Annotated in this window: 12 protein-coding genes; 5 read left to right on the forward strand and 7 right to left on the reverse strand. The window is 38.9% G+C overall.

Translation table 11 applies throughout. The annotated features are described in order from the left end of the window. Positions 1 to 67 precede the first annotated feature (67 nt). The gene (locus tag AC27I2_RS15500) at positions 68 to 484 is read left to right on the forward strand and encodes a VF530 family protein (protein WP_058403995.1); all 417 of its coding nucleotides are present in this window, start codon (positions 68 to 70) and stop codon (positions 482 to 484) included. 422 nt (positions 485 to 906) lie between these two features. Here the strand turns inward: AC27I2_RS15500 and AC27I2_RS15505 are convergent, their stop codons facing one another. Next, positions 907 to 1,338 carry a DUF3859 domain-containing protein gene (locus tag AC27I2_RS15505; protein WP_138527684.1) on the reverse strand — a complete coding sequence of 144 codons (432 nt, stop codon included), beginning with the start codon at positions 1,336 to 1,338 and terminating at the stop codon, positions 907 to 909. 162 nt (positions 1,339 to 1,500) lie between these two features. On the opposite strand from AC27I2_RS15505, the gene AC27I2_RS15510 reads away from it, so the two are divergent. Beyond that, on the forward strand, positions 1,501 to 2,505 hold the full coding sequence (locus AC27I2_RS15510; protein ID WP_487204781.1) for a YHYH protein: 1,005 nt from the start codon (positions 1,501 to 1,503) through the stop codon (positions 2,503 to 2,505). Positions 2,506 to 2,508: 3 nt separating this feature from the next. Further along, complete coding sequence (locus AC27I2_RS15515; protein ID WP_487204782.1) at positions 2,509 to 3,030, forward strand: hypothetical protein; 522 nt, start codon at positions 2,509 to 2,511, stop codon at positions 3,028 to 3,030. 6 nt (positions 3,031 to 3,036) lie between these two features. On the opposite strand, the gene AC27I2_RS15520 is transcribed toward AC27I2_RS15515, so the two are convergent. Next, positions 3,037 to 4,848, reverse strand: coding sequence for a protein kinase domain-containing protein (locus AC27I2_RS15520; RefSeq protein ID WP_138527688.1), 1,812 nt, complete (start codon positions 4,846 to 4,848; stop codon positions 3,037 to 3,039). Between the two features lie 223 nt (positions 4,849 to 5,071). Here AC27I2_RS15520 and AC27I2_RS15525 point away from each other — a divergent pair, with 223 nt between their 5' ends. After that, a complete protein-coding gene (locus AC27I2_RS15525) occupies positions 5,072 to 7,087 on the forward strand; it encodes a TonB-dependent receptor (RefSeq protein ID WP_487204783.1) in 2,016 nt (671 codons plus the stop codon). Positions 7,088 to 7,229: 142 nt separating this feature from the next. On the opposite strand, the gene AC27I2_RS15530 is transcribed toward AC27I2_RS15525, so the two are convergent. Next, positions 7,230 to 7,904, reverse strand: a complete 675-nt coding sequence (locus AC27I2_RS15530) for an NADPH-dependent FMN reductase (protein ID WP_487204784.1) — start codon at positions 7,902 to 7,904, stop codon at positions 7,230 to 7,232. A 182-nt stretch (positions 7,905 to 8,086) separates the two neighbouring features. Here AC27I2_RS15530 and AC27I2_RS15535 point away from each other — a divergent pair, with 182 nt between their 5' ends. Continuing rightward, positions 8,087 to 9,604: a leucyl aminopeptidase gene (locus AC27I2_RS15535; RefSeq protein ID WP_487204785.1), complete on the forward strand. Its 1,518-nt coding sequence runs from the start codon at positions 8,087 to 8,089 to the stop codon at positions 9,602 to 9,604. 43 nt (positions 9,605 to 9,647) lie between these two features. Here the strand turns inward: AC27I2_RS15535 and AC27I2_RS15540 are convergent, their stop codons facing one another. The 4 genes from AC27I2_RS15540 to AC27I2_RS15555 form a co-directional block, all read right to left on the reverse strand. After that, a complete protein-coding gene (locus AC27I2_RS15540) occupies positions 9,648 to 10,232 on the reverse strand; it encodes a lipoyl domain-containing protein (RefSeq protein WP_487204786.1) in 585 nt (194 codons plus the stop codon). Positions 10,233 to 10,368: 136 nt separating this feature from the next. Next, the gene (locus tag AC27I2_RS15545) at positions 10,369 to 11,382 is read right to left on the reverse strand and encodes a DUF5924 family protein (protein ID WP_487204787.1); all 1,014 of its coding nucleotides are present in this window, start codon (positions 11,380 to 11,382) and stop codon (positions 10,369 to 10,371) included. Between the two features lie 349 nt (positions 11,383 to 11,731). Then, positions 11,732 to 12,031, reverse strand: coding sequence for a hypothetical protein (locus AC27I2_RS15550; protein WP_487204788.1), 300 nt, complete (start codon positions 12,029 to 12,031; stop codon positions 11,732 to 11,734). A 101-nt stretch (positions 12,032 to 12,132) separates the two neighbouring features. Further along, positions 12,133 to 12,561, reverse strand: coding sequence for an Imm63 family immunity protein (locus AC27I2_RS15555; protein WP_487204789.1), 429 nt, complete (start codon positions 12,559 to 12,561; stop codon positions 12,133 to 12,135). Positions 12,562 to 13,047 lie beyond the last annotated feature (486 nt).

The following is a 13,047-nucleotide window of genomic DNA, read 5'->3' on the forward strand; positions in this document are numbered from 1 at the left end:
TTCCCCTATTAAAGCCTCGTTATTAAATTTATAATACAGTTTGTATTTAAATAACGAGGCAACACCTATGAGCAACCAAGAACTTTTCAGTAATAACCCACTGCAAGGCGTAAAATTAGAACAAGTGGTTGAAGAGCTGGTTGAGCAATATGGGTGGGAACTCCTACACGCATACCTGCAGCTTAATTGTTTTAAAAATAATCCAGATATTAAATCCGCAGTAAAATTTTTGCGTAAAACCCAATGGGCTCAAGAAAAAGTAGACAACTTTTACCTTTACCGCCTTAAAAACTTACCTAAGCCAGACGATGTTCAGTACGAGCTTCCTCCTCGTGATAGAGTGATCCCAGAGGATCATAAACCAGGTGAACCCTGTGAGCTAAGTTTTAGTGATGCAAAACGTATCAAAGAAAAGAAAGAAACTAAACAACGTGCCCGTGATCGTAAGCAACGTTCTAATGCAAGCAACCCTTGGGGTAACTAAATTCTAGGGCGTGTTGACCTTTGCGGATTAAAATTTGTTCAATCTAGGGGCGATTAAATTGCGGCGCGAGGTTTGTAACTTAGTGGGCTAAGTAAAAACCGAGCAACAAAGAGTTTATCGTCCCTAGAAAGAACCCAACGGGCAGCGCATGTTTGGCATTTATGCTACGTTATCGCCTATTTATGGGAAGTAACACACTACATAGGCTCTGCCTTGCCTAAAAACCAAACACACTGCTGCAAATTCAACCATCAAAGATAAACATGCCCTAGTTAAATACTTTCACAAAAAGCCAATCTACATTGGCTTTTTTTGCAAGCAAGCGTTGCTTGGTTTTTATTGTGAAAAGTACCTAACCGCGGTATTAAATGCACTAACTCTAGCTAGGGGTTATTTATTTTAAACACGGTTAGCTAATCTATTTAGTAACCTCGGGTTTTCCAAAAATCAATTTCTGTTTTTTGTGCTTCCATTTCAACATTAAATGTCTTATCTGCAATTATTTTATTATTAAGCGTTAAGGTCATGCGCCAAGGGCCGAGTTTATTGTGAATGGGTTCCCACAACGTGTCGCCTAAATAAAACTGCCAGTCGTTATCCTTTACGTATTCAACACCTTCGAAGGGTGGCATTATCTCACCCTCTTCATTAGGTATATCCGGATGATAAATACAAAAATGTAATTTCTCACCTTTTGCTTTTTTTATATTAATTATTAGCCCAAATTCTACGTCTATTTTAGCTATTACATCGGTAGTAAATTGCTCAATTTGTGGCAGCGCTTTGCTACTACTGTCCCATGTTGAATAAATACCATAGCTTTGTAATGTAACAATGGGTTTTGACTTAGCCATATAACACACCTGCCCTTGCTTACTTTTAACTGCATTTGATTATAAAGCGTTGTAAAAACATTTTATACATACCCTTCAATTACATATTCTTCATTTATATTTGCACACTGTTTGCACAATTTCAGAATATTATTTTAATCTCTTAGATAGTGAGATTAAAAAATGCACACGTTAAATTTAAACCTAAGCGCTAATAATTTGGTTAAACAGTTAAAGATTATTGCCTGTTTTATTATAACTACCACGTTGATTGCATGTGGTGGTTCTGAGCAGAGCGGCACGCAAACGGAAATAGCAACCGACAATTCCACTGGCGACAATAGCAATGTAGAAACAAATGGTTCTACACAAAATGTTTTATGCGATTACTTTTATAGTGAATATAATGATAGTGACTCTATACAAACTACCAGCTCGGCTGATTGGACATGCACAGGAACAACACGCGACATAATTGCAAATGGGATACCAGACCACGATGTAGGCACCTTTCCCAATCCTGCAAACCCCAACACCATTGCTGAGCAATCAGTGAATGAAAGCTTTACATTAACACCCATACAAACCTCAACAGCCACATTGATGGGCGGTCCTCGCGGTATAACCGGACTTGTATTAAATGGCGTTAAAATTGATGCGGGCACAGGTGGCAGTTGTGATGATTCAGGTGACAATTGCGATTTAGCCAATAACAGCGGAAACTGGAATATAGAAGCTTTAAGCCAAACCACGTTTAGCTTTGGAACAGATAGTAACAATGCGCATGTTCAGCCGGACGGTACCTACCATTACCATGGGATGCCAGAGGGCTTTATAACCATACTAGGCGGCAATGCAACAACAATGACCTTAATAGGTTGGGCGGCCGATGGTTTTCCTATTTATGCACGTTATGGCTATTCAAATTCAACTGATGCAAACTCTAACCTAGTTGTAATGACTGGTAGTTATCAACATGTTACCTCTGTCAGTGCTAATAGACCCTCTACCGACATTTACCCACTAGGTACATTTGCGCAAGACTGGGAATATGTTGCAGGCTCTGGAGATCTAGATGAATGTAATGGCCGTTTTGGCGTAACCCCTGAATTCCCTGATGGTATATATCACTATTATGCAACCGACACCTACCCGTTCTTTCAACGGTGTGTAAAAGGAGCGTTGTGAACTATGCGACTTTTAAAATCAATCAAAAGCATCGGTTTAATTAGTTTATTATTTAGTACATCGCAAAATGCACATGCCCATTTAATGGTTGCTCAACATGGCACACTTAACATAGTAAACAACCATGTATTAATAGTGCTATCTATTCCAGCGTCATCAATAAAAGGAGCAGACGATAACACCGATGGATTAATGTCACTCGCTGAGTTTACAAAATACCGTAAACACATTAGTAAACAAGTTAAACAGCACGTGTACATGTCTGATCAGCAATATCGTTTTAATATTGATGGCTTACTATTAAATCCAGAATTAGCGCATTCGGTTAATAGCAAAATTGTTGATCAAATTACTATTACGGGTAGATACACACCAACAGTACTTGAAGGGATAAAATTTAATATTAATTTATTTAGTCATGACGAAACTAAGCAAACATATATAATTACAGCAAGCAATAAACAGCAACAACTTGTTCATCAATTTGAGCTAAAACCGCTATCTCCTTACATTAAATTATTTTAGTTACTTTTAAACAAGTTTGGGGTTTTTAGGAAAGTATTGCTCTGCTTGTTGTGCACACAATTCAAACTCGCGGGTATTTTTGTATGGAAGTTTCATAAAGCCCGCAACACCTACATCAGTGATATTTACAGCATATTGCATTAGTTTGTTTAACAAGCGTTTAAAATCAGCTTCTTTTGAAGAGTCGAGTAGCCTGTAGTAGTGGTGAATTTTCATTCTATCGGGTAAGGCTTCAAAAATAATACACCCAGTATGGTGTATTTGGTTTAACTCAAAAACACATTTAATCACTTTTTTAGGCAACTGTAATTGTTCATCAGGGTCTTTCCCATCTTCAAAATAAGAGTGAGGTCGTGTTATTTCGTTGGCTTTAACGCTAACCACTTCATAATCAAGTTCTGGTAGGCTGTCAAACTTAAATGCGCCGGTGCCGTCTCGCTCTAATTGAATCGTTTTACGCGCGTCAAACAAACAACATTTAAACAGCCCTTTTTGATTAATAGCTTGCGCTAACATAACGGTATTATTTATTGCATCACTGAAGGCATCGCCTAGTGACTCATCATGCATTATTAATGAAGACTCAATAAATAACGATTCATCTTTCCAATGAAAACTAAGCCCGCCTACGGCTGGATATTTTGCAAGTCGGCTTATAGAGGCTAAAAATGCTTTTTCAGTGTCGCCAGTATCAAATAAAAATTCTTTGTAGTATCGGTCTAACTGGGCATCGTTTACATCTAGGAGCTGCTGGTTATGGTCAGCTTGGCGTAAAAACTGTTTGCGCGAGCTATATACAACCGTATCTGGAGCTTCATCACTACCGTACCAAAATGGAATAGCAGCTTTGGGCTGTTTTAAATTTAGCTCTGGTAAGTAAGCTTTAGCCATTGTGGTTATATTGCGCATAAAGTAATCGCCAGCAGCATCACGAACTGCCTTAGATTTACTGAGCATGCCGTCTATAACTTTAGCAAGTTCTCTAGGTAACCCTAAAGAACTTGCAGGAATCGCCTGCGCCCCAAATCGGCAAGACTGTGCAGACGCTAACGCATATAAAGTAGCCGCAACCCCCTGCTCATCAAACCTTGGAGACGATTGCTCACCCGACATTTGCGCTTCACCTATAAAATACACATCCCCCATTCGCGCATTAGTCGTACTTAAATCCCCCGACATTAGATCCATAAAATTACTGGCAACAGGCTCACCTTTACTATCTAACTGGGCATACACCGAACTCCCCCAATCAACTAAGGATAAAGCATCTGTTTGTGCATCCCACACCAAGTTTGAAGGCTTTATATCACCATGCACTATGGGCTGTGCGCTTAAACCATTTTTATGGTTACTTAAATCAAGTAACACATTTCGAAGCCTAACGGCTAATGCCATTATTTTTGCCGCGCTAAATCGCCCCTCTTTAAGAGACACTTTTTCAAGGTCTTCTCCCATGGCGCGCGCCATCATTAAAATACCTTGTTTTTTAATACGCTCAAAGGCATAAAATTTAGGCACCAGTGGGTTGTCAATTTGTGACAACATATACGCCTCGTCTTCAAGGCGGTCACGTACACTTTGGGCAAGTGTAATACGTGAAAACTTAAAAACCCAAGGTAAGCCTTTGTCGTCTTCACCGGCAAATACAAACCCAAAGGCTCCAGAGCCTATCATTTCTACATTTTTATAACCAAGCAGCGTTAATTGTTTAATACAAATGTTAAGCCATTGACGGTGCTTTTTAGCATCGCGGTGCGACAGCAAATACACAGATTGCTCTTCGTTAATGTAAAAATTGCGAATTTCTTTGGCTTTCAATACAGGCTCTCTAATAGAGTGATGTGTGGTGAATTATTTAAAACACGCTGATTATTAGTTTTATATAACGATATTACAATAGCGCCAACGTAGTTTTTCAAATTACAAACTTAAGCCCTTATTTAAATAATTAAAACACTAAATGTTGCATCCAATAGATTTACTTAGCCGTATTTAATTCAACTGCACTAAATAGCAAACATAATAAATAGGAACTTTAAGGATGAAAACATTAGCAATTTTAACTGTCGGCACATTATATAGCGGCTATGGCCATGCAAACATAGAAAAGTTAACTGTATATGGCCACCGAGAAGGCTTAATAGGCGAAGCCATCAGTGCATCAAGCGGTATTATTGGTCAAGGTGAAATTGACCAACGGCCGATGTTAAGAAGCGCCGAAATGTTAGAGCTAATACCCGGTATGGCGGTAACTCAACACAGTGGTTCAGGTAAGGCAAACCAATACTTTATTAGAGGGTTTAATTTAGACCATGGCACCGACTTTGCCACCAACATAGACGGTATGCCCATAAATATGCGAAGCCATGGCCACGGCCAAGGCTATACCGACCTAAACTTTATAATTCCTGAGTCTATTTCCACAATTAATTATAAAAAAGGCTCCTATAGCGCAAGCCAAGGTGACTTTTCATCCGCAGGTAGTGCACAGTTTAAATTGACTGACAATCTAAAGCATCAACAAATAGAACTCAGCATAGGAGATGACAACTATAAACGTGCTGTTGTCTTGGGCTCTACTAACTTAACAAAAGGCAAAATTATTGCAGCAGCAGAATGGCAAGGCTACGACGGCCCGTGGGATGACATAAACGAAGACGTAAATAAAAAAAATGCCCTGCTACGCTATGTTGGTACAGCCTTTAATGGTGACCTATCACTAAGTGCTATGGCATACGACAATACATGGAATTCTGCAGACCAAATTCCACAGCGTGCCGTCTCGCAAAGTTTAATAACACAATTAGGTTCTCTTGATACCACACTAGGGGGCAACTCTAGCCGTTATAGCCTATCAAGTAATTGGCAAGGAGAACATGTTAAAGCCAGCGCATATGTAATTAATTACGATTTAAACCTGTACTCAAATTTTAGCTATTTTTTAAATGATCCCATTAATGGCGATCAGTTTAATCAGCAAGATAGCCGCAATATTTATGGCACCAATATAAGCTATCAGTTCGAAACTAAAACATCTGATATAAACATGCAACACACCACAGGGATTGAGATCAGACACGACCACATAGATAACGTAGGACTTTATAACACGCAAGCAAGAGAGCGACTTAGCACGGTAAGGCAAGACGCACTAAAACAAACAAGCTACTCAAGCTTTTGGGAATCTAAATTTTTATTTACCCCAAAATTAGAGGCCACTGCTGGTGTGAGGTACGACTATTTTGATACAAACGTGACCAGTAATACTGGTGCAAACTCAGGTAAAGCAAACGATGATTTAGTCAGTTTTAAAGGGAGTGTAAATTATCGCTTTACTGATTTACTAGCCGCATATGCTAATTGGGGGCAATCTTTTCATTCAAATGATGCGCGTGGCTCTACAATTAATGTTGACCCAGTTACAGGTGAGCTGGCTGAGCAAGTAGATTTATTGGTAAAAAGTGAAGGTGCTGAAGTAGGTTTGCGTTTTGCCGATGATCGCAACTTTAATTTATCCGCCGCTTTATGGTGGCTAACACTCGACTCAGAATTATTATTTGTAGGTGATGCTGGTAACACAGAACCCAGTGATGCGTCTAAACGCTATGGCTTAGAAATGAGTGCGTATTACTGGGTTAACGACCAATTTAGTATTGATTTAGAAGCCTCGTTTACACATTCGCGCTTAGATATAAATGACAATAATAATTATATAGAAGGCGCTGTACCAGTTGTAGCAAGTGCTGGTTTAAATTGGCACTTAACTGAACAATGGCAATCATCAATTAGGGTGCGTCATATTGGCAAGCGTACATTAACTGACGACGAAGATAAACGCTCGAACCCTTTAACGGTTGTTAATAGCTCAGTAAGCTATAAGCAAACCCATTGGAAAGTAGACTTTGAATTACTTAATCTGTTCAACAGTACCGACCACGATATAGACTACTATTACGCATCGCGTTTACCCGGTGAGCCCGCACAAGGCGTTGAAGATAATCACTTTCACCCAATAGAACCTAGAACAGCGCGATTAACACTCAGTTTATTGTTCTAGTATTTATTAACGCCATACCGGCACTGTATATAAATACAGTACCGGTATAATTGGGGTCTTATTTGCTACATTACGCCTAACCGGCTTCTCTACTCTTTGATGAACCTAACAGTAAAAATATAACAATTGAAATTACAACAACTTAATTAGTAGTTGCTTTAGGCGCATTTCGCTGCGTGGGATCTGTTTTAAAGCTTTCAATCATTTTATGGGGGTATTTACATTCAACCTGTATTTTAGCGGCTTCAGCCCACCATATTAATTGATTAAATGTACGAGAAAAATAGTTAAACCACGATGTCTGGTCATCTTCAGTAGCAGACTCACCAAGTTCGTTAAACACATCCTGTGCCTTTGGAACATGAATCATCGACGATACTGGCAAACACCCAAGTTCTGATAAAAAAGTGCGCATACTAATCGCAGCACGAACCCCACCCCACTGCCCAGCAGAATAAGAAACAATAGCACTGGGTTTATATGAAAACAGTGAACTACCAAAATGATTGAGTAGATCAGCTAATGCAGGGCTCATCGAATGATTATATTCTGGACTGATCATTATGTAGCCATCAGCAGATTTAATTTTATCGGCCAAATTGTTAAGTTTAGCCGGTGCATTTTGCTGTGTATATGCAAAGTGAGGTTTGAATACAGGATCGTTTGGGTAATCTAACGCATCAATTATTTCAAATTCATGTTCACTAAAGTGTGACTGGAAACACAATAAACAAGCTTTACTTACTCTATTTCCAAGACGCACTGGTTTAGGTGGTGAGCTCTCACGCACAGTACCCAAGAACAATAAAAACTTCATAATATAACTCCATGTAAACACTTTGTTTTACATTAAGCCTAGTATCATTCACATGCAAACATATTTATAACGTATTTTTGATGCCGTTATACGTCGCTCTTAATTGCCGTTTCAGCTTATCGCACTTAACTAAACAGGCAAAAATAGGTAAAAATCAGTTTTAAATTAATCTTAGGTGAACAATGAAACACATAATTAAGGCCTCTCTCTTAACACTGGCGCTAAGCGCTAGTTTAAATACACAAGCAGCACAGTTTTCGTTTTCTTCTAAAGTAGACAGCGACGCACACACATTAATTGTGTTTTATAGCCAAGATGGAAAAAACAACCAATTTAAAAATCTCGACAAACAATTCAATGGTCAGCTACAACGCATAATTGACGTTGAAAATTTTGAAGGTAAATACGCTAAAACAGCACAGCTTATTGCCCCACTAAACAGTAACTACAAACGTATATTAGTTGTTGGCACAGGCAAACAAAACGAGTTAAACAAAGCTCGCATAGCTAAACTAGGCGGAAACATTCACGCTCAGTTAGTTAAATACAAAGCCGATACCGCCAATGTACTATTTGACGATGTAACGGGTGTAGATGCAAACCATTTACTTGCGGCAAACTTTGCACACGGTGCAAACCTGCGAGATCATCGCTTTGAAAAATACAAACAAACTCCCAACACACAAACAGTGACTTACACGTTTGATGTCGACAGCACAAAAAAAACAACTGCAACGTATAAACAGTTAGAAAGTATTCAAGCAGGTGTATTTTTGGCACGCGACCTTACCTCTGAAGTCGCCACCGAAATGACGCCTGTTGATTTTGCAAATGCCGCAAAAGAACTTGAATCGTTAGGTGTTACCATTACAATTTTAAAACCAGAGCAACTTAAAGAGCTTGGTATGGGCGCACTAGAGGCCGTTGGCCGCGGAAGCGATCAGGGTGCTCGTTTGGTAGTTGCTCATTATAAAGGCTCTAACGACGACCCTATTGCACTGGTAGGTAAAGGAATAACATTCGACTCGGGCGGATATAGCATTAAAACAGGTGCGTCTATCGCACGTATGAAATCGGACATGGCAGGCGCTGCTGCAGTGCTTGGAACAGTTAAAGCAATGGCCATGGCCAAAGCCGACAAAAACGTTGTAGCAGTAATGGGCATGGCGGCAAATATGGTTTCGCAGTTTGCAGTAGCCCCTGGCGATGTTGTTCGCACCGCAGAAGGTTTAAGTGTTGAAATACTCAACACAGACGCCGAAGGCCGTTTAGTTTTAAGTGATGCAATGTGGTATGCACGTAAGCACTTTAACCCTAGCATTATGATTGATGTAGCCACGCTTACCGGCTCTAAAATTCGTGCGGTTGGTAACGAGTATGCGGCCGTGTTCTCAAAAGACGACACACTCGTAAATCAGTTAACACTTGCTGGTAAGCAGGTAAACGAAAACCTATGGCGTTTACCACTAGGTTACAAAGATATGCTTAAATCAGACATAGCCGATATAACAAACGTAGGCTCTGGCGGGCCAGGCGCAACAACTGCAGCGACATTTTTAGAGCATTTTGCAGGGGAAACGCGTTGGGTTCATATTGATATTGCTGGAAATGCATTAGTTAAAAAAGGCAAAGGCGAACTATCACCAGGCGGTACAGGCTATGGTGTACGCTTGTTAAGCGAATGGTTATTAGCTAACTAATTTTTTTATACGCCAAAAGCCGATGCTTTTGGCGATTACCAAACTAATTAAATAAAAACCGACTCGCTGTTACACCAATAACAATACCTATCACTAGTACAGCAACCGTATAAAACACTCCCTTACTCTCATCACTAGGGCTGGCTATGTTAGAAAGCTCTGCACCTGCATCTATTGAAGATTTTGTCTGTGTCGTATCATTGTGTTTAACCAAGCAAGCCTGTTTGGGTTCATCAATAGTTGGTTCTAGACTTTTTATTTCATTATGAATGGGTGTTTCAGTGACCAAGCTCTGAATATCATGGGTGCTAACTTGGTCTGTGTTGCTGGTGTTATTTTGAAATTCTGGTTTGTCATTTAAAGGGGCTTGTATTAACACCTCGTATATGTCGTCATATTCAAACAGCATCACCACTTGATTTGAGCTAACCTGTTCACCTTCATTTATATTTATCTTAGTGACAACTCCGTTAGCCGTGGCAACAATTTCGAGTACTATCTTGTCCGTTTCCACATCAAGTAATGTGTCATCTTTTTTTACGTGTTGCCCCTCAGTCACATATATTTTTGTAACTAAAGCAGACATTGTTGGCTCAGGTAAATGAGGTATTAAAACATCACTGTTCATCGTTCTTCCTTGCTTAATAAATATAATAAATTTACCACTACAGCCTATCAACCCCATTGATAGTTAACAATAATTTTTTAATACACACTGACTCAATTAATTATTTATGCTTTAGCCCATTTTTATTTAACTTGGTTTAAGGCGTCACCCTAAATTTAGTTAAACCAATTAGCTGGCCTGATTCAGTCATAACCTTAACTTGCCACTTTCCTACCGCGTTATGTGGAAAATTTACTTTGTGTGTCCAGGCTCTATAACCACTTTTACGCCCTCCACTGATATTAAGCGCTATTTTGTCTACCTGCTTTTTATTGTGTGTCCACACATGAAATATCTTTTCGTTTAGCCCTCGAGGTGCTTTAACCGCTGTCCATGTATAAAGCCCTTTTGCATGTAAAGAGCGTGCATTTAACGTGTTAATATTTCCTATCGGTTTTTTACTTTGCTCATTTACCTCATGCGCTAATGCAATGCTTGTTAAGTGCAGAGCAGCCGGTGGTACAAAGCTTTTTAATTGCCATACGCCTGCACTCAAACTAAATAAAATAATCGCTAAGATAGGTAAACGCCACCACGGCGCATTAGGCATTAAATTAGTAAGACTAGGTAATGTTAACACCACGGCTATAACTAGCGCAGCAGCTAAACTTTGGCTGGTTGTTAAGCTAAACAAAATAGGCAATGTAACAAGTAAAACTACAAACAAAGCAAAATTATGATACACCGTAAATAGCGTTCTATTTTTAGCTAATTTTTTGTAGTAAAACGGGTCAATAACTGATGCGACCGCACACAATATAATCAGCGATGTAAATACTGCTTGAGGGTGGTCCCACTGGGTCACAACTAAAAAAAATGGCAGTGCAAAAAACAAACTCTCTTGCTGAATCATTTGTAATGCAAAACGCGTTACATTGGGTGAAACGCTTACACCAAATCGTTCTTCAACTTTATCACGCAGCCAATTATCTACAATTAACCACAACCAGCTTATAAGTAAGACAACAGCAACAACCTGCGCAAACGACTCCTTTCTATCAACAAGCACATAACTTGCAACGCCCGATAAAAAAGCTAAAATAGCCAATAACCCCGGGCGTTTTTGCATTGCATTAATAAATTGTGTAATCAAGGATTTTAATTTGTTCATTTGCCTGCTTTATAAGTACCAAATGCACTTTATTATTATGAAGTTAGTTACAACAGCTTAGCCAAACAAAAATGAACAGAGCATAGATACCCTAATAGTATTATTAATATTTAGTAACTAAATAAGAACGCGGGCCTGTTTTGTGTGATTTGTTTATGAGACATAATAAAAAATTATGCAAATAAAATCTTTAAGCACTCACAAAACAAATAAAGTTTATTAAGGACGTTAATAATACTAAATACGCAAGATAAATATAAAACGTTCTAAATAAGGCCTTTGAGCAATTTAACGGTAAGTGTGTTTAAAAACAAAGACCCAATTAAAAATAAAGTACGTTATTAGCTTGTTAGACTTCCTTCCTAGCTGAGGCCTTAATGAGTGACAACACTCTTTGCTCTTTCATTCGAGCAAGGTCATTTTCAAGCACCACTTCCGCACCAAAAACCCCTCCTGAAATATTAAGGCCAAAAAAGTGATGGGCAATCTCATCCAAAGTACTATCCCCCACCTCAATATGAGCTTCTTCCCCGTGAGCTTTCAATAGCTGATATATTTCTATAGCTCTATCTGGATATGCATGATCATCAATCGATATCCACGCCTCATGAAGCTCTTTAATACTGTATTTAGAAAAATCAATACTCATATTTTTCCTTGAAACATTACCCCTTTGTACTGGGCATAATTGCTATCTAAAAAGTTGAATAACGTAAAAAGTAAACTGTATTCGTGCAAACTGATTACTTGTTAAGTTGCCTTAAGCAGCTGTATAAGCTCATCGTCGTACGGGGACTTTTCTAGCACGTTTGATAGATATCGCTCTACCTTTATTCCGAAGTCAGGGCTTAAAGTATGCATTAACTCAATTTGCTTTGAAAAAGCTATTCGTCTGCTATCTTGACCTTCAATTCTATTTTTTAGTTCGAAGTTGCCCGCAATATCGTTAGTAGCATCAAAGAAAATGTAAAACAAAAGTTCATCAAATTCAGCCATTGATCTTCTTGCTAACTCTTGCCCACGCTCAACGGTAACCAAATGATATGAGAGTTTATCTACCTCAACATGCGAGTAACCAAGATCACGACTTTTGCCGTATGTTGGTAATTGATCCTGGTTTGCCCCAATTAATTTTCCTAACTCTTCGACTTTGGCTCTAATTTCAGATAATTGGTACATGCTATCCTTTGCAAGTTATCGCCCGCATAGCAGGCTAATAGAGCTTGGCTAAAATTGGTGACGCACGAACCAAGCCAAGCTTTATTAGTCCATGCGTTGATGAGTTTATAAGGCCTACTTTGCTAAAGGTAATACAAAATCAAACAATTTTTGAGTATCAGCTTTCGCTTTTTGCATGTCACTCCCACAACAGTTAAAACTCAACAACAAAAGTATTGCAGCAAGCCAAATTTTCATAATTACGTATCGCCTAAATAGCAGGCTAAAAATAGTTGGTGATAATTAGCGACGCAGGAGCAAAAACCAACTGTTTTTTGTCCTTGTTTATTTTCTTGATACTCATTGAGCCTCCTCCCCAGCATCGCAATTATTCGCTAAGCTGAAAAGGCAACCAACCTTACAGGAGAAAGCTCAATGAACTTTTACAATAACATGCATCCATATTATTGTGGAATCGATTTACACGCCCGATTACTTTACGTCTGA

The sequence above is a fragment of the Pseudoalteromonas sp. NH0006-46 genome (genome assembly GCF_057547735.1).